Annotated in this window: 18 protein-coding genes; 14 read left to right on the top strand and 4 right to left on the bottom strand. The window is 35.7% G+C overall.

The window, feature by feature from the left end; genetic code table 11:
- Both AC27VX_RS18085 and AC27VX_RS18080 read right to left on the bottom strand, forming a co-directional pair.
- Positions 1-1,419, bottom strand: coding sequence for a hypothetical protein (locus tag AC27VX_RS18085; RefSeq protein WP_488697076.1), 1,419 nt, complete (start codon positions 1,417-1,419; stop codon positions 1-3).
- 2 nt (positions 1,420-1,421) lie between these two features.
- A complete protein-coding gene (locus tag AC27VX_RS18080; protein WP_488697074.1) occupies positions 1,422-2,273 on the bottom strand; it encodes a hypothetical protein in 852 nt (283 codons plus the stop codon).
- Positions 2,274-2,764: 491 nt separating this feature from the next.
- Between AC27VX_RS18080 and AC27VX_RS18075 the strand changes: the two genes are divergently transcribed.
- Positions 2,765-3,553, top strand: coding sequence for a PhzF family phenazine biosynthesis protein (locus AC27VX_RS18075; protein ID WP_300685376.1), 789 nt, complete (start codon positions 2,765-2,767; stop codon positions 3,551-3,553).
- A 208-nt stretch (positions 3,554-3,761) separates the two neighbouring features.
- Here AC27VX_RS18075 and AC27VX_RS18070 read toward each other — a convergent pair whose 3' ends face one another.
- Together AC27VX_RS18070 and AC27VX_RS18065 are read right to left on the bottom strand one after the other, a co-directional pair.
- Entirely contained in the window at positions 3,762-4,943 is a 1,182-nt protein-coding gene (locus AC27VX_RS18070; protein ID WP_300685378.1) for an NUMOD4 domain-containing protein, read from the bottom strand.
- A gap of 165 nt (positions 4,944-5,108) precedes the next feature.
- Positions 5,109-5,618, bottom strand: coding sequence for a hypothetical protein (locus AC27VX_RS18065; RefSeq protein ID WP_488697071.1), 510 nt, complete (start codon positions 5,616-5,618; stop codon positions 5,109-5,111).
- 156 nt (positions 5,619-5,774) lie between these two features.
- Here AC27VX_RS18065 and AC27VX_RS18060 point away from each other — a divergent pair, with 156 nt between their 5' ends.
- The 13 genes from AC27VX_RS18060 (at position 5,775) to AC27VX_RS18000 (ending at position 18,848) form a co-directional block, all read left to right on the top strand.
- Positions 5,775-6,059 carry a hypothetical protein gene (locus tag AC27VX_RS18060; RefSeq protein ID WP_488697069.1) on the top strand — a complete coding sequence of 95 codons (285 nt, stop codon included), beginning with the start codon at positions 5,775-5,777 and terminating at the stop codon, positions 6,057-6,059.
- Between the two features lie 207 nt (positions 6,060-6,266).
- On the top strand, positions 6,267-6,518 hold the full coding sequence (locus AC27VX_RS18055; RefSeq protein WP_488697068.1) for a helix-turn-helix domain-containing protein: 252 nt from the start codon (positions 6,267-6,269) through the stop codon (positions 6,516-6,518).
- A 207-nt stretch (positions 6,519-6,725) separates the two neighbouring features.
- Positions 6,726-7,856: a three-Cys-motif partner protein TcmP gene (gene tcmP, locus AC27VX_RS18050; RefSeq protein ID WP_488697066.1), complete on the top strand. Its 1,131-nt coding sequence runs from the start codon at positions 6,726-6,728 to the stop codon at positions 7,854-7,856.
- 7 nt (positions 7,857-7,863) lie between these two features.
- On the top strand, positions 7,864-8,589 hold the full coding sequence (locus AC27VX_RS18045) for a DUF5131 family protein (RefSeq protein WP_488697064.1): 726 nt from the start codon (positions 7,864-7,866) through the stop codon (positions 8,587-8,589).
- A gap of 434 nt (positions 8,590-9,023) precedes the next feature.
- Positions 9,024-9,809, top strand: coding sequence for an FRG domain-containing protein (locus AC27VX_RS18040; protein ID WP_488697062.1), 786 nt, complete (start codon positions 9,024-9,026; stop codon positions 9,807-9,809).
- 231 nt (positions 9,810-10,040) lie between these two features.
- On the top strand, positions 10,041-10,838 hold the full coding sequence (locus tag AC27VX_RS18035; RefSeq protein WP_488697060.1) for a hypothetical protein: 798 nt from the start codon (positions 10,041-10,043) through the stop codon (positions 10,836-10,838).
- A gap of 265 nt (positions 10,839-11,103) precedes the next feature.
- Positions 11,104-11,277, top strand: coding sequence for a hypothetical protein (locus AC27VX_RS18030; protein ID WP_488697058.1), 174 nt, complete (start codon positions 11,104-11,106; stop codon positions 11,275-11,277).
- A 327-nt stretch (positions 11,278-11,604) separates the two neighbouring features.
- Complete coding sequence (locus tag AC27VX_RS18025) at positions 11,605-13,488, top strand: type VI secretion system Vgr family protein (RefSeq protein WP_488697056.1); 1,884 nt, start codon at positions 11,605-11,607, stop codon at positions 13,486-13,488.
- Between the two features lie 89 nt (positions 13,489-13,577).
- Positions 13,578-15,203 carry a PAAR-like protein gene (locus AC27VX_RS18020; RefSeq protein WP_488697054.1) on the top strand — a complete coding sequence of 542 codons (1,626 nt, stop codon included), beginning with the start codon at positions 13,578-13,580 and terminating at the stop codon, positions 15,201-15,203.
- Positions 15,184-15,759, top strand: coding sequence for a hypothetical protein (locus AC27VX_RS18015; RefSeq protein WP_488697052.1), 576 nt, complete (start codon positions 15,184-15,186; stop codon positions 15,757-15,759). Before AC27VX_RS18020 ends, AC27VX_RS18015 begins: the two co-directional genes overlap by 20 nt.
- Positions 15,760-15,776: 17 nt before the next feature.
- A complete protein-coding gene (locus tag AC27VX_RS18010) occupies positions 15,777-17,444 on the top strand; it encodes a hypothetical protein (RefSeq protein ID WP_488697050.1) in 1,668 nt (555 codons plus the stop codon).
- Positions 17,441-17,920, top strand: a complete 480-nt coding sequence (locus AC27VX_RS18005; protein WP_488697048.1) for a hypothetical protein — start codon at positions 17,441-17,443, stop codon at positions 17,918-17,920. Before AC27VX_RS18010 ends, AC27VX_RS18005 begins: the two co-directional genes overlap by 4 nt.
- 55 nt (positions 17,921-17,975) lie before the next feature.
- On the top strand, positions 17,976-18,848 hold the full coding sequence (locus AC27VX_RS18000; protein ID WP_488697046.1) for a hypothetical protein: 873 nt from the start codon (positions 17,976-17,978) through the stop codon (positions 18,846-18,848).
- Positions 18,849-18,934: the final 86 nt, after the last annotated feature.

Below are 18,934 nucleotides of genomic sequence, written 5' to 3'. Positions count from 1 at the left end.
CTAAATATCTTTACGGGTTACTGTTATGGATACAGTGTTAGGCAAAGCAGAATCAAACTCAACATCTATTTTATTAGGATCGGTTAATTTTATCCTGCCTTCGATTTTGTAGAATGTCACTGTGTCATACATGGCAACATCTACATTTCTGGTTCCTAAATTGTGTGCCACACTCGCTGTTCCGGAAATAGCAGTAGTATATGATTTTACATTATTATTTCCGGCAATAACTCTACCTTTAGCATCAACTGTCACCTCATCATAAGTTCCGGCAGTCACGCCTGTTGCCGCTAATGTCAACGCTGAGGTAACATTTGCTGAACCGTCAAAAGTTGTGGTCCATGCAGCGTCACCTGTTGCAGAAATTGTTCTCGGTGTTGTCAGTTTTGCTGCTGATCCGGTTGTATTGATGGCTGCAGTCCCTGTAAGTAATGTTGCAGGAACAGCTGTAACAGGAATTGATACATTTGCCGAACCGTCAATGGTTTGTGCCGTTGCAGTAACTCCGGAAAGTGTAACCGTTCTCGGTGTAATCCACTTGGTAGCAGAAAGAACGTTTTTCGCGGCATCTGCTGTATTATCAACATTACTTAAACCGACATGGGATTTGTTTAAAACGACAACCCCCGTTAATCCATTGACAGAATCTACCGCTCCGGAGGTAATATAAACGAACGTTGTTCCCGTCCATCGGTACGTTTTGTTGGTATCAAGAGATACATAAATTTTACCCGTTTCTCCGGCGATGAGGTTGTTAAAAGCCGCTTCTTTGTAAAATTTTCCGTCAGCAGATTTATAATATCCCTCCAAAACATCATCCACGTAAGATGGCAACTGAGAGGCAGGAACCTGCCCGGCTGCATCCAGCGTAGCAATCCCATTTGCTGTCCCTTTTTGTGATAACGGGATATAGTTGGCCAGATCTGCTGAGGTAGGCACAGAGCCCAGATTCACCGTTATTCCGTTGGGCGTCTGAGTAACTCCCGTAACCACATTTCCTGTACCTGAAGTAGCAACGGGTAAAGAAAATGAAGTTCCTGTCAATGTCAACCCATTGCCCGCACTGTAGGTGGTATCTGTAGAGGCTAATGTGATGGTATTGCCGGCCTGGTTAATCACCATATTAGATCCTGCTGCAAGGGTGACATCCCCGGACACCAAAGAACCGGATGCGCCACCTTTCAGGCGGGTAATGGTGTCTGACGTTGTAAATGATCTGTTTGCTGACAAATCATACGTCGTACCGTTAATGGTCAGAGTTCGTGTTTTGGGTACATAATCCAAGGGATTTAAATTTCCATCATGCCAGAAAGAATTGATTGGCCTCGTGCTGCCGCCGGCAGTTAAAATATCATTGTCTGTTTTCCCTTCTATTTTATATCCAACAGAACTTCGGTAATAAGCGTATTTAATGTCCATAATTATATTTTTTTAATGGTTATTTGAATTATATTCGGAGGCAGTGAATCAAAAAGCACTTCAATCGTATTGGCATCTATTCTTCTCACCTTCAGGGGTATTGTAAATAGTGTCACGGTGTCATAAGCATCAATCACAAAACTTAGTGTATCAAGATCATGTTTTATCCTGCTGTCCCCCCTTACTCTCTCTTCATGCTTCATTTTTTCGGAACTGGCTGCATCTTCGATTTTTTTGATTTTATCATACACCAAATCATTAAACTGATTTTGATGAGTGACCGCGCCCCAGTTTGAATACATTTTAACAAGGTTGATCTTATCATCTGAGTTGCTTCCGATAACAGTTTCTTTAAGCAGTTCTATCTGCGCTCTGTTTTCTTTGATATAGTCTGCGATCTCCTGAAGTTCATCCAGGTTTACATCGTTAGAGGCCAGCATTCCGTCAATTTTTGCAATACGTTCAAGTAATTCATCATCTTTTGCCTGAAACCTATTTACAAATTCTCCGATTTGCTCTTTTGTATAGACATTTCCTGTCTCTTCACCCTCATCTATAGTAGCTGCAAATTTGATTTTTAATTTTTCTTTCCACTCTTTTACATTAGCGGCAGTAAGATTGGAGGCATTACGTTTTGCCAGCACCGAAATATGCGCGCTTTCATCTTCCAGATGATTTGTAAAAGTGGTGGCTGACAGCGTTTTTTGAAAAGCTTCATTTAGCCCCATCACCTCATCCATTCTGATTTTTTCATCTAAATGACGGAATGAAGAAAAGGTCTCCTTAAACTGATATTCTGTGGGAATATCACCTTTTTCAAACCAGCTGAAAATTATATTTAATGGTGTACTCATTTGATTATTGGAATTAGTTTTGACAAACTGATAATTCGGGAAATGCCTGTATGGGTTACAGCGGAATTCTATGCTTTTTTGAGTGATCTCTGACCTATCCGTACTTTATCATCTTATTCGTCAGTGAATTATTTACTTACAGTGTTCAAAATTCATTTTTTTTTTATTCTTATGAAAGTTTTTTGCCCCCTCTATTCTGTAGCTGCAGCAGACTCTTATATTCTTAAATCCAATTAAGACTGTATGATACGATGAAAGGAGGTTTCCAGTCCGGCTGTCCCCTGCCCCAACAGAACCGGGCCATCTAAAAATTCGTTTTTAGATCATCCTGTGGGGACCGCTTTAGGAGATTTTATTGTTTGTCTTTGAGTCTAAAAATGCTCAGTAATCAGTAAACAGAATGTTGAAAATGCGGTTACTACAAATGCTCTGAGTTATTAGAAAACACTGGTTTTTATTTATCTTTGCCGCTCACCTAAAATTTCTCAAGCATGAAGTTAGAATTATATCAGATAGATGCATTTACAGAAGAGATTTTCCATGGAAATCCTGCATGTGTTGTTCCGTTAAAAAACTGGTTACCCGATGAGATCCTCTTAAAAATAGCCCGTGAAAATGCGGTAGCAGAAACAGCTTTTTTCATTGATAATGGCAGCACCATTCATCTGAGATGGTTTACCCCTGAAATAGAGATGGACCTATGCGGACATGCTACCCTTGCCACGGCTCATTGCCTTGCTTCCATCTTAAACTATAAGAACAGCAGGATCATTTTTGAAACCAAAAGCGGTGAATTAACAGTAGAGGTAAAAGATGGATTCTACTATATGGATTTCCCGTCAAGAATGCCTGAAGCATCTACCCTTCCGGATAATATAGCCCAGTCTCTCAATATACAGCCCAAGGAAGTCTACAAATCCAGAGACTATGTTCTGGTATACGAGTCTGAAGAAGACCTCAAAAAAATCAAAATTGAAAGATCAGTTTTTGACCTTATCAATCTGGACCCCGGAGGCGTTGTTGTGACAGCACCAGGTTCTGACAGTGATTTTGTTTCGCGGTATTTTACACCGCAGTCCTCCATTCTTGAAGATCCTGTAACCGGCTCTTCGCACTGCTCACTCATTCCGTTCTGGTCATCAAGATCAGGAAAAGATAAGCTTTTTGCCCGCCAGCTTTCAGAAAGAGGCGGCCAGCTTTATTGCGAAAACAAAGATGAAAGAGTGATTGTGGCAGGTAAGGCCAGAACTTATTCTATGGGATATCTATGGATAGAATAACCTTGTTTTACACAGTCTGAAGACCATTTTATTTTACTTAGAAAAGCGGCAAATATCTACGATATTTGCCGCTTTTTTTTATAATTCTTTCCAATTTGCAGAAGTGTAATCCCAAAACACTTTACTCCACTTTAGAAGCTTTATATATTCCCGCATAAGAAAGTGTACTTTAGATGAAAATTAAAGATTTTCAAAAACTTATGTCTTCTTATGCTTTATTATCCCTTCCCCTCTTAAGCACAGAATAAATAGGCTGTAATGATAGTTTTGATACATCTATATTCCAGAACGGTTCATTCTGATTAACGACCACCAGGGTTCTGCTATGTAGATCAAACTCTTTTACAAAACAATAATAAAGCAACCGGGTAACTGTCACACTCTTATTTTTACCATTCTCCCGCAACAAGCAGTAAAAAAGATAAGTTGTATGACCGCTGGGCCCCATAATCTGGGAAAGAATGTGCTCTTTCAAAAATATTTTCCTTCCTATAGAGGTCCAGCCGCTTAGCCGTTTTATTCTTCCTTTATTGGAAATAGCAAAGCGGGCTTCAAAACCGGGGATTGGTTTCCAGTATTCGCCTGGGAGATCTTCGAGTGAAAGATTCATACAGGCAGGCGGATTACTTTCATCTATTGGAGGTTTGCCCAGCTTTTCCCAAAGAGATGTGTTAAGCCTTCTATCGGAGATTTTGGATTTTGTAATTACTATAAAATCCTCTTTCTTCGGGATATAGCTTTGTAAAAACCACCGGAATCCTCCTGCTGTCAAAAATTCTTTATTGATAACATCCATTATACTTTCACATCCGATATCCAGGGCTTTTTTAGCAGCATACATACTTTCAAAATTACAGATCAGTTCACCTTCTACAGAGTATTGGCTTACAGGCTGCTGATAGATGACATCCCGGTTCCGGGCTCTGTTCTTTTGGTATATTTTAGCACTCCTCTCACGGGCAGAAATCTTCTCCAAATTACCACTATGAACGTGCAGTCCATTGTCATCCTTTGAGACGATGGCTATAGTACGGTCGCTCACATCAAATTTTTCAACAAAATGATAGTATACTAAACGGGCTACAGATTTACGGTATTTCTGACCATACAAAGAGAGCCCACAATGAACATTATAAATATTACTTTTCAGATAATTATTAAACTGTTTTACAAAAATCAGTTTCATGATCAATTCGGGTTCTATCTTTCCTGGTCTCCCGTTAGATATTAGAGTGAGACGCTCCAAACTCTTTACCCGGCCGTAGTTGGAAACTGCATAATTCTCAAAACCTTCAATTAACTTCCAGACCTCTTCCGGAAGATCTTTTAAGGAAGTATTATAAAGAACATCTTTCACATATTGGGTTTCTAATTCGATAGGTAGCTTCATGTGTCAAATAATTTTTTTCAATCTCTACTGGTATATATAATAGTATTTATCCGGTTCTTACTTTAATTACAGTAATATTCAATTAATCCGAAACTCATAGCACAATAATAGTCATTAATTTAATCTTTGCTTCTATTTTTCTTTTCAAATATTGAGTGGATCTATCTATCCCTTCCCTCTCCTTTGCAAAATAAGATGTGCTGCATCCAGCATTTTCGTCAGATGAATGTACGGGCTCACAATATTACTTTCCGGTATATTGCCGTAGGCTCCCAGTGAAAAGTAAACCATGCCGGATATAAAATAGTCAAACTCTTTGATGCTGTATTCTTCGAATGCTTTTTTGAAGACGCGCAAAGGATTTTGGTATTCTTTCTCAGAAAGTAAACCGGGAAGCCAGGGAGAAACATTTTCTAAGGGAGTACTGGCGTGCCTTTTCTTTTTCTTCAGCGTAATAAGATAGCCTGCACGGATAAACGACTGCATCGACTGGCGGAAATGAAAAATAGCAGAGGGATCATCTTTTAGCCATGTATTTCCTTTTACTGCACAGTTTATAATATTGTTAAGCTTCTCTTTAGAGGCAGCCAGCTCATTGAACTTAAAAAAATTCTTCATAAGCTCTACTCCGGAATGTTTTTTAGGGGCTTCAAAGTCTGTTCTTCTATTTTTCATGCGATAATTTTTTGTAATTAAGTAGTTATTTCTTTTCATCATTCATTGGTTGTAGTCATTGAACACAGCTCTTCCTGCACCATGAAGATTTCATAATACCGGCAGCTGAACGTTTGTTTATTTGTTTTCTGTTACATTGCTTTAGCAGTTGTAAAAATGGGAGGAAGCCCTTCCAATGCAGGACTTCCCACCCATACAAGACAAAAAATAAAAACTTATGATAAAATTTGTGTTTTTCAGAAAGCCCGAAGGCCGCAACGGATTGTACACCCCATTGTAACGCGTCATGATACTTTATGTGATAAAGCGGGCTTAGAAAAGAGGATTGTAGAAAAGCAGAACAGCATGAAAATAAAAACGGCATGGGACTCTACAATATCCAATCTGAGGTACTGGTATACCTTGTATACAGACAAGAGAGAACCCACGCCTAGGTCGTGAGCTTCCTGCTTATCCTCTCGTATACTTTAAATTACCAGTTTTCAGATTGAGATTCTAAGCAATAGCTTCTAATATTCGTTGAAGTATCGCAAAGCTACATTTATTGTAGCTTATCTTACAAATGTAATAAAAAAAACCACAATACTGGCATATATCCCCATAAGATTTGTTTTTTATAAATGCAATTTGCTTGAAAACATAGTATTAATGGATTTTCACGACGACCTGCAAATTTTGATCGGAAAGCGTATTGCTGAAATTAGAATGAAAAATAATCAAACTCAACAAGATCTGGAATTTTTAACAGGCATTGATTCGGCAGAAGTAAGTAAATATGAAAAAGGGAAAAGGAATCTAACCTTAAAAACTATGATAAAATTTGCTGTAGCATTACAAATTCATCCAAAAGAGCTTTTTGACTTTGATTTTGATATTAATAGATACAAAAATGAAGAATAGAGAAAAATCCTGACGAAAGTTGGGATTTTTTTGTGCCCAAATTGTCTAAATTTTTAAGGATACTTTTAAGAAATTCCGTAAAAATACGGATAGAAAATTTTAAGATGATTTTTATTTTTGTTGTTTACGGAAAGCCGTAAGAAATTGAAATAATGTATTGTGTACATTTGATAAATACATTTGAAGCAAAGTAAATACTTCTAAACCATGGGCAAATTAAATATCAAATCAAATTTATTGGATCACTCTGAAGCTAAGGTAAGGTTGCTAGGCGAATATTTAAAAAGGTACTTAAGTATTATTAGCAATGACGGATTTACCGAAAAAATTTACATTTATGATCTCTTCTGTGGGCAAGGTAAATATGAAAATGGAGGTCATGGAAGCCCATTGGTAGCATTAAAAAATGTTAAAGACATTTTTTTTAGTGTTATTAATCAAAAAAATAATAAACTTCCAAAAATAGATTGTTTTTTTAATGACATTGAAGTTATCAAAACTACTATTCTTAAAAATGTAATTAAGGAAAAAAAACTGCATTATCCAAATATCGGTAATTTAGTTATTACTAATAACGATTATAAAGATGAAATAAAGACATTAAAAGATAAATTTAGAAAGTATAAAAAAGAAAAGGCGTTTGTTTTTATTGATCCTTACGGTTATAAGGAACTAAAAGTTAATGATATTAAAGAGTTAATAGGAACACATAAAAAAAGTGAAATTTTATTATGGCTTCCAATACAATTTATGTATAGATTTTCAGATAAAGAAACACCAGATGTTTTAAAAAATCTTATTTCTGATTTACGAATTAATGAAGAAGTAAAAATATCAAACAATGTTTGGGATTTCATCTATTCCTTAAAAAAAGGGTTTCAAAATTGTTTAGGTAATGACTACTTTGTAGATAATTTCACTCTTAAGAAAGAAGAGAACACCGTTTTTTGTTTGTATTTCTTTACACCTCATATTAAAGGATTTGAAAAAATGTTAGAATCCAAGTGGGAAATTGATGCAGAAGAAGGAAGGGGTTGGGAGTATTCAGGCAATACACCATCACTATTTTTTGATCAAAAGATTAATAAATTAGAAGAACTTTTAAAAGTATTTCTAAAAGCCGGAAAAAGATTCAATTATGACTTATATGAATTTACTCTTCAAGCAGGCTTTCTAACTAAACATTCAACTGAAATATTAACAGATTGGCAAAATCGTGGCTTATTGGAGGTGATTGTAACAGATACAAACTTACAAGCTAGAAAGAAATCATTTTATATAAAATACTTTAAGGCGGACTCCAATGATAGAAGAAAAGTTTACTATATTTTAAAATAACTTAATTATGGCACAATCTAGTATTGAATGGACAGAAATGACTTGGAACCCTACAACTGGCTGTGATAAGATTTCAGCAGGTTGCAAATTTTGTTATGCCGAAATTATGTCCAAAAGATTGCAGGCAATGGGTATTGAAAAATATAAAGATAATTTTGAGGTTAGAACACATGAAGAGGCTCTAAAAATTCCATATACTTGGAAAAACTCTAAAGTTGTGTTTGTAAATTCAATGAGTGATTTATTTCATAAAGATATACCGCTTGATTTTATAAAGAAAGTTTTCAAGGTAATGAACAACAATCCTCAACACGTTTTTCAAGTCTTAACCAAACGTGCAGAAAGACTACTAGAACTTCACACTGAATTAAAATGGACTCATAATATTTGGATGGGGGTTTCTGTAGAAAACGAAAAAGTAAAAGGCCGAATTGATTATTTAAGACAAACAAATGCAAAAGTAAAATTCCTATCACTAGAACCTTTAATTGGGCAATTATCAAATTTAAATCTTGATAGAATTGATTGGGTCATTGTCGGAGGAGAAAGTGGTCGTAGACCAAGACCAATGAGTGCAGATTGGGTTATCGACATTCAGGAACAATGTGAGAAGCATGAAGTAGCTTTCTTTTTTAAACAATGGGGAGGAAAAAATAAAAAAGCAAGTGGACGTATTCTAAATGGAAGAACTTATGATGAGATGCCTGAAATTGAATTACAACGAAGTGTATAGGAAAAAAATATACATTTTTGTAGACTTTTGAGTTTCCTAATTTTGGAGGTTATTCCAAACAGACATAATATATTCTGGATAAAAACAAAAAAATATTGATTATTTTCATTAATAAGAATGAAATACAAAAACTCCATATAATAGGAAATTAATTTTATTTATTTCATAATTAAGACTTCTTTCATTATGAAATAATATTAAAGAAATAAATATATTGGAACATTCTCTCAAGAGATCACTATTCCTTATTTTGCTGAAATTAAAAATAAAGTTAAAAATACTACTAATTCGGAAGTCCGCTTCTATAGTAACTATGAAAAGAGGCAACATATTAAGAGTCTTCATGAAATCGGAGTCGGTACCAGAAGAATTACGTGTTTCAAGATGACATAATTTTAAATTGATAAATAAACTTTAAACTAATAACAATAATAATGATTGAAAAGAAAATTGAAACTATTGCTGAATTTGAAGATGTTATTTTAGAAATTAAGCTTGGAAGATTACCATTTATTGGAGAAAGCTTTCAAGAACTATATCGTGGGCAATCTAAAGAATCCTACGAGCTTAAATCCGGTATTTCACGGTACGTAGGTTCATCTGATGAAATGTCAAAACTGGAAAAAGAAATTATAACAGATTTTAAAGATTTAATAAAACGATCTTCAAATCCAAACAAATTTATCCAATTATCGACTCAAGAAGATTTTGAAAATGATTGGCGTTGGCTAGAGCAAATTCAACATTACAAACTCCCCACAAGGTTACTGGATTGGACGTTGGACCCCAAAATTGCTTTATTTTTTGCAGTGGAAAGAAATTTTGAAAATGATGGACAATTTTGGATTTTTAAAAGTCCTTTAACTTGGTCTTGCGATGACCATTATGAATTAAATCCGTATTCAGAAAACTTAAATCTTATTTCTAATAGCAGCTTTTATGTTGAAGATGATTATATGGATAAAATTGCTGAACAACGAAGAGGATTTCAATCTGGAAAATTTACAGTTCAAGATTGCACAAAATCAATGATAGCTCTAGAAACTCAGGATGAAATTAAAGACAAGTTTATTAAATGTGTAATTCCTGCGCACTCAAAAAAAACATTTTTAGATTACTTAGCAACTCATAATATAGACGAGAATGCAGTATATGTAAGATATGACGATGAAATTGAAGATTTAGTTTCTCAAATCAAAACTAAATTCAATTTAAAGTAAACCCCCTCTATAAATATTCGTATTGTTATTATCCAAAGCATGTAAACTTGAAATATCAGTATTTGTATGCATAATTTATCAATAGGAGATTTAGATTATTATTATAATTACATTATAAATCAAAATTTAATGATTTAGTTTAAATCCTTTAAAACGTATTAATTGAATTTGCAAGGATTTTTTTTACTATTTTTCGTCAAACTATTATTTATTTAAACCTATTTCTAGAGTATGAGTAACTATGAGAAAAAAAGCCTTCAATTTAAAGATACAAAATTTCCAGATATAGTTTTTAAATATCGAAGCGCAACAAATGAAAATCATCTCCGCTTCATTAAAAATAGAGAAGTATTTTTTGCAGCTCCAAGTATGTTTGAAGATTTAAAAGATTGTAAGATTACTACAAGATATGATTTGATGACAGATGAAGAGGCTTTCCGCTTTGCAATGAAACTTTCTAAAGTTGGCAACCCACATTTGACAATGCCTCAGCATATGCAAGTTTCAGCAAATTGGGTGAGAAGTAAAATTTATAAGAAACCTGAATTTTATGATAATTATATAAAATTCGCCAATGAAACATACGATAAACGGAGAGGGATACTTAGTCTAACAGCCAATCCATGTCTTCATAGGCTTTGGGAAAAATACGCAGATCATGGAAAGGGAGTTTGTATTGGATATAATTCAAGAATCATGTTTAAAAAATTTGGCGGTGGTGGTGAGGTATTATATGTAAATGAACTACCACTCATCATGCCTGACCCAATAATGGATGATATTGAGGGGTTTCATAAAACTGTATTTTACAAAGAAAAAAAGTGGGACTTTGAAGAAGAGTATAGAACAACAAAATTCTTCACAAAAGATGCCAGTATTGAAGATAGAAGAATCCGACTTCCCAAAAATGCATTTAACTGTATTATCATTGGACAAAATATAGAGAATAGAGATGAGATTATCAAATTGGCCAAAGAAAACATTGGTAATATTCCAATATATGAACAAAAATTATTCTGTAAATATTAGTCAAAAAAAACTACAAATGGAAAAAATGCAATAAAATTTCTTCTGTATTCATCAACTTCTAGAGGCTAGAATAAAATACTGTATGGGCTTTTTAAAGTTTTTTTTATAAGTATAAAAAATACTATTCTATCATATACCCCATTACACGAAGATAGTGATTACAGTATGCTTATCAAGTACTAACTTGTCCACAACTCATTCCCCTATCATTTATTTCCGTATCTTGTCTCTACATTTTTTACAAAAAAACTAAACACCTTATTTTATGAAAAACTCACAAAAACTATCACAAAAACTCACCAAAGGAGAACTGAAAAACATTTTTGGAGGTGGTCCCATTTTAACGCAGCCGATGTGTACCCCAAGACAATGCGAGATTCATGATACCAGATGTGACTATCGTCACAGCTGCCCTCCCCTATACCCTCAACCGGATTAAAACAAAATACCGCACACAGGAGAAAATACATTGCCCGCAAAATAGTAACCCTATTTGCGGGCTTTTTTTTGAGATCAGCAGGAAGCCTCACGATCAGAGAATACAAAAATCTTCCCGGTAACTATATTAGAACGCTGTTCATCCGTAACTTTAATCAAACTTAACACAGTTTATTTTCATAACATCAGTCTGAAGTTATTCTGAACTGGATTTTTCCTCAATCGTAGTTTTACTACAATTTTTCAAATTTAATATAGTTTTCCATTTCATAATCTATTTTTTCTCTAACTTCGGTGACATAATACCAAAAAAAACGCACAAAATATTATGAAAAACACCTCAAATTCTGAGAAAGTTTCAGAAAACCACATTTCGGGTATCAACCGTGTGGTCAAGCTGGAAATAGTGGTTGAGGGCAAGGCTGTCAATCATTTTAAACACTTTCGTTTACAACAGAGTGCCAGAAAGCACCATGATTTCGAACTGGTATTGGCTCATGATTCTCTAGACGAAGTACAAAACCACAACCTTGAGCAGGCCCAAAAGTTTTTAGGAAAGAGAATCACCATTGTTTTTAAATATAAAGATTACGAAAATGAAAGCCCCGAAAGAACATTTGTGGGCCTCATCACCAAAGTAGCCTTCAGCCAGGAAAAAATGAGCCTGGGAAATATTATCTTAAAAGGACAAAGCCCCACGATTCTGATGGATGCTGCCCCGCATACCCAGAGTTTCGGAGGAAACCAGCAGGTGAATACCAATATTATTGCCAACCGCATTATCCGGGAGACATTAGGAACAAGTAAATTTGATTTCAGAGTAGATACCCAAAACAAAAGCTACATCAGCTACAGCGCGCAATACAATGAAACCCATTACAATTACCTGACAAGGATTGCAGAAGCCTACGGAGAACAGTTTTATTATGATGGTGAAATCCTGCATTTCGGAAAACTTCCCGCTTCAGAAAAACCTATCCAATTGGTGTATGGAAGCAATGTAACGGATGTACTTGTAGAGCTAAAAGCAGTTCACACCAAGCCGGAATATTTTGGCTACAACAGCAGCAACCATACTAAAATGACGGGAGCTGATGACCGTATACAGCATTTAGGAGAACTGTCTTCCAAAGCTTATGAACTGAATGATACTATTTTCACCACCAGATCATTAACTCCTACTCCTGTAAATGCCAATATGTTCTTGGATGTGGATGATTCCCAAAAAAGCGCAAGAGGAAGCAAAGCAGTAGAAGTTTTTACGGTGACAGGGCAAACAACTGTTCCGTTCCTCTATATTGGCTGTGTGGCAGATTTAGCGATGAGAAAGGCTGACAGCAGCGAAACCTCTCATTTTACAACCCTTATGATTACCGAGGTCACCCATGAAGTGAATGCAAGAGGATATTATACCGGAAGCTTTGAAGCCATAGCTGAAGGAACCGGATTTATGCCAAAACCCGATTTTGAAATGCCCAAAGCAGAACCACAGGTGGCTACCGTGATTTCCAATGTAGATCCGTTGAATCAGGGAAGAGTACAGGTTCGGTTTGACTGGCAGTTAAATGATACCACCCACTTTATCAGAATGATGAGCCCCGATGCAGGGGGAACAGAGGCCATCACCCAAAACAGAGGCTTTGTAGCTGTTCCAGAGATTGGCGATCAGGTAATGGTAGGATTTGAATACCACAATCCCGATTTTCCATTCGCCATGGGAGGAATGTTTCATGGGCAGGTAGGTCTGGGCGGAGGTGTGGACAATCACTTGAAATCTATACAGACCAGAAGCGGCATTAAGGTTTTAATGAATGATGCCGAAAAAAGTGTCACCATTAAAGACCCAAGCGGAAATACCTATTTTATGGATGGCCAGGGAAACATTCATGTTACCGCACCCAAGAATATGACCTTTACCGCTGGTGAAGATATGCAGATTTCTGTGGGTAGAAATATGACGACCAAGATTGGAAAAGACAGTATGTTGCATATCGGAAACGACCATACCGAATCTATCACAAAAAGATACACTCAGACTTCTGAAAATAAAACAGTTACCGTAAAACAGGATCAAACCGAAAGTACAGGAAATACCTTTAAAAGCATTTCCGGAGAAGCAGATATACAAACCTCTAAAGGCGATCTGAAATTGAGAGGAACATCATTGGCTGTCTTCCAGGGAGGAAAAGACGTTAAAGTAAGTAAAGGCTAAATTTATTCAGGTGATGAAAGTAGATCTTCATTACTGCCTGCAATTATGATTTCCGCCTTAACATTGAATCCAATCCAAAATAGCAACACATGGAAGATCAGAAGACTTCAGCACATGATCAAAAGCTTTCTGAAAAAAGAGCAGAACAACAGAAGAAATCCACCGAAGATTCTCCTTCAGAAAAGAGAGAAATGGTCATGCATGGAGCGAAGTTGAGCTGTCCTTATGCCCAGGCCCCCGGAGACCTGAAAGTAACGTCTAACGAAATCAACCTTCAGGATCAGCCATTTGCGACCATCGGTGATGGAAATAATATGGTTAACCTTCAGTTTAAAGGAACCTGTGGGCACCCGAAATGGCCTGCAAGAAAAATTTCTCCCCCACCCTGCATGAGTGTGATCAAACTAAGTCCATGGGAAAATCCGGGTACCTCTACCATTCAGGAGCAAAAGGTTTTGGTAAAAGAATCTCATATCACCTGTGATCCTGAATTTAATTCTGCTTCTCCTTCTCCAATTCCAAAGGCTGAAAGTATAAAAAGTGAAATTCAGAATACCGATGGCCCCAAAATTATTGATGCTTATTTTGTGAAATGGGTATCAGAAAAAAGCAGTGACGCTAAAAAGAAAAATACCACAAAAGTAACAGCAGAAAAGATATCTGAACGAGGATTAAGTTATCAGGTTGCTGTGGTTGTAGAGACCGAAGGACTAGCAGGAAAGAAAGTAAAAGTTAAGATTAAAAGTGGTAAAAATAAGGTCTTAAGTGACGTAAATACTGAGATAAGTCTTATCGATTTAAAAGAGGTAGAAAAAATTACCGATGCTTCAAAATATGCTGGAATAAAGGCAAAAAATGAATTTGAGGTAGAAGTTGATAATCTGGCTAATGATACCACCATAGAAAATGCAAGCCAATTCAAAAATAAAGCAGTACTCAAGCTAATGCTGAATCAGCGTGCTGATGATTTATCATTTAACCTGGCCAAGCTCATCGCTGCAAGTACAGACAAAGAAGCATCCGTATATATTGAAGTTACTTCTGATGATCCCAAAATTCAATATCTTGGTAAAGAAGGAAGCGGGGGCTTAAAAAACACCTTCTTAAATGATGGTGGCAACTATTTTAAAATAAAATATCTTGAACAGCCATGGATTGTTAAAGCCCGTGAAGAACAGGAGCTTGGTATTTCAGAATCCACCCACTGTTCCAAGATTATAGATGAATATCATGCTGTTAACCGGCAGAATAAACCCAAAGCCTGTGCGGATACCGGTAATAGTTCCTGGTGTGCTTCATTTGTGGGCTGGTGTTTAAAAAACAGCGGCTATTCGGCCCAATTAGATCCGGGTGCCTATTCATATGGTGAAGAAAAAACCAGATACAGACAAGGATTTAAGAAAAATCCTACCGATAAAAAAGGACTGGAAAAAGAAGAATTTGATGATCCGGTATGGGGAAAACTGATAGCGGGCAATCAGCCTTACTTAGGTTCCATATGTGTTTTATCCAATAAACATCACGTAAGCATGGCTGTTGGAAAAAGCAGTGATGGTAAAACCATCTATTACCTGGGCGGAAATCAGGGAAACAAGGTTTGTGTAGGAACTTTTGCCAATAGAAGCTCTGCCATGTATCCTATAGAATATACAAAAAAAACGGAAGATGAGGAATTACCTATTTATTATACAAAAAATGAAAAGCTTAGTTACTAGTCTGATATTACTTTTCTGCATACCTATTTACGGGCAAAAGCCTGTAGATGATAGTTTGAAGTTATATTATCAGGATTCGCTGATGGTTAATAAAAATTTTAAAGACGGGGCTGTCTCCAATAATCTTACCATAAAAGTCATTAATCCCTGTGACTCTGAAAAAAATAGATTTGACGGAGCTGTTACCCTTATCAGTGCTACTGTTAAAAATAAAAATTACACCGATAATGTAGTTTATAATTATCCTTATGCACAATCCGGCTTAATCAATCTAAAAGCAAAGAATATCTCTGATATGACCATAGATAAACGTCAGGCTGTCTTCATCCCTTTTACCTATTGTGGAAACCAGGATAATGATACACAGGTCACGTATATTACGTTTTATAAACATAAAAAGTACCTGCATCATATCAAGTACTATTGTGGTGAAGACAATAAATGTAAAGTCAAAGATGAACTGAACGTTACTTTAAAAGATCTTCCTGCGCCGGTAAAAGCGAAAGTGATTCGGGACTTAGCGACTAAATATAAGAATCCAAATGATTTTTACTAACTGCAAAATACAATGCGATGAGTGAAATACAAGAACAAGACAATTATTCTGCAAACCCCAATCAAAAGACTTATGATATACCCCATCAGGTAGATCATGAGGTGAATGTGGTAAAAATATATTTTGCTAAACCAATTCCTAAGATGATCTGGGAAACAAAAGAAGATACCTATACTGTAAAAAGCGGAGGACTTGTATCTGATGTTAAAAAGAAATATGCAAAGAAAGGAAGAAGGAATTTACAGGCCGATAAAGAAGATTCTGTAAGATTAACAGCCAAAGAAGAGGTAAAAGTGACCTGGGAAGAAGAAGCACAGGCAAAAAAAGCTGATGGCAGTCCGGATTTTGATTTTGAAAGAATAAACAGCACTACCATTAAAAATAAAGTATGGGTGGTCGCAGAATGCCAGGGAAACAGCGGAAAACTCTCAGTGGAAATCTATGAAAATAAATTAAAAAACACAGAAAACGTATATGATGGTCCTGTAAAGTTTTTAGACGGTGGCACAGAAAAAAGCCAGATTGAATTCAGCATCAACGGAGCATTGGTATATAGTAAAGAAATAACTCTGCGCCCCAAAACTGATGAAGATTTAAAAAATTTAATAGAAAAATTTAATAAAAGAGACGAACTTAATGCTTTTCTATATTTCAAAGGTGAAGTAAAAGATACACAGGATGAAGTGAAATATCCGGATGACACCCATGAGTTTTTGAATAAAGACCATGATAGGTTTGAAATCAGATATTGTAATTGTGGAAAGAATTATGATATTACCTGTACAAGATATAGTGGAAAATACGGACCTGCCTACTGGGGATCTAAAAAACTTGAAAACTATGCTGATTGGGATACCTTAATTGAAAACAAAAAGATAACAGATGAAGAAAAAGCGATCTTAGTGGGAATGTCTGAAAATGAAGGTAAATTAGATTCTGTTCAATCTTATGACTGGGATCTTTCCGGAGAAAAAATGATATTAACTGCCGGGGCCATGCAAAAAACAGTAGATCACACTGGAAAAGGCGAATTTACCACACAGGTTGAAGAGTTTAAAACCCAATATCCTGAAAAATATGAAGAGCTGTTTGTATCCTGTGGCTGGACTGTAGACGCCGGCGTCTTGTATTATAAAGATCCTGCAAACCCTACAGCAGATAAAATAACTGGAAATACATTATCAGAGAAAATAAGAGAAAACTGCAAAGAATCTTTGTTTGGAAAAACGGTGGATTGCAAACCCCTGCAGCCTATAGTAAATGCTGTTATAGATAAATCGTTTCAGGAAAAACAAGTGTTGGATTTTATCAAAAGACTAAAAGAGGTAGTCCTTCCATTAGTTCCTGCCGGCTATTCATATAAACTGTCAGACTATTTACAGTCAAAACTGGGTAAAGCTACCGTACTGGATCATCACATTAACAGACCAGCACTTGTAAAAGATGACTTTGGAGCAGCACTAGGCCGGTTTTTCGCTAAAAAAGATGCTGATACAGCCAAAGAAAATAAAAACAGAAAAGAAGGTGAAAAATTAGAAAAACTATCAAGAAATCCTGGAGAATGGGGAGAAAATCATCCTAAATATGAGCAGGAAATCCTTGATGATTATGGTAATCAAAGAAGAGGTACCGATATGGATAAACGGTATGAGAAAATGAAAAAAAATTCAAACTTGTCGTCATGAAAAAAATTACATCTATCCTGATGATTTTGATCATTTGTATTACATGTGGAAATACTTTTCCCCATCGAAATTATTATGTACAGAATAAAACGGTAAAAAAAGACACTCTCATTACTTTAAATGACACGTGGGCATTGTATTACGCTTCTTATAACCGCGATATGAAATTATGGTACAATCTTCATATTATTAATAAAAAGAAACGTACAAAAGTGGGGAAAGGAACCGAATACAAAGGAACCGGAAGTGAGCTTTTTTCTTCCCTGTCTCCTAATTCAAAATATGTGGTAGTTGATGCCGTCATCAAGGATTATGTGCATGAAAGTGATAAAGACAGTACACTGCACGAAAATTATACGTGTGCTATTATAGATCTGAACAAAGCAAAAATAGTAAAACAAATGCAGCAGGACTGCGATGGATCATGGAACAAAAAAAGCCAATGGGTTTCCTCTGGTGGAAAAGTTGTTTTTTAAATAAAAGCAGTGGTTTAATCAGCAGTTACAAGTTGTAAAAAACAGGTGAAGAATTATGGAGCCAGTGTTTCCCATAGATATTAAATTAAACCTTCTCGAAGGAAAGAAGTTTTATCGCTATTCCTGTAATGAGTATACCACCACCAATGGGAAAACTCACAGAAGTGAGCTCAACAAAAATTTTCATGTTACGCTGAAGCTTTTAGAAACAGATAGATTCGAATATCATATTGAGATTTTTGACAGAGTTCACCGGGATAAGGAGCTGTCATTATCAGAAAAGGATTTTTTAGACAGAGTTGCAGAAATTAATAATGATGTAGTGCTTGTAACAGATGAATATGGCAAATTAAAAAATGTACAAGGATTGTCTGTTCTTCAGGATAAAACAGAAAAAATAATAGAAAGACTTTCCCGATCCTATGTAGGTAAGCAGGCCGATGATTTTTATACATTTTTAAAAGGTTTTTATCAAAAGGAAAATCTGATCTGCGCAGATTTTTTAAAGAACAATCATTTTGGAATGATCGTCCATAAATTTTATGGATGGTATGATGATCAAGAAGAACAGATAAAGCATAGTGTACGCTACCGTAATTTTATGAATAATACCGTCATGGATATAAACGAGCGTATACAAACAGAAGCCATGCGTAATGATGATGAATTATTGCTATTACAGTATACCGGAAATATCCCATCAGATAAAAACTGGGAAATGTTCTACGGAGAAATGAAAAGAAAGGAAATAACTTATAACCGTGAAACCGATTTCCCGAAACTGGACAAATATAAGGGGCAGATGTTACTGGATTTCATAACCAAAGAAGTGTTGGAACATAAACTTACCATAGAATTTTCTCTGGGCGAAAACTATCAAAAGACAATCATCTATCATATAAAAGAAGTAAGTCATGAAGAATTATAAAATAATAAGATGGATTGAAGAACTGGAGGAGCAGCGGGAGCAAAAATCTCAAGGCCTGGGCATTCCCTCATTAAAGGAAATTAAAA

Source organism: Chryseobacterium sp. 14P4.3.2 (genome assembly GCF_057799275.1).
The sequence above is the reverse complement of the archived record's forward strand: the minus strand, read 5'-3'. Positions and strand labels throughout refer to the sequence as shown.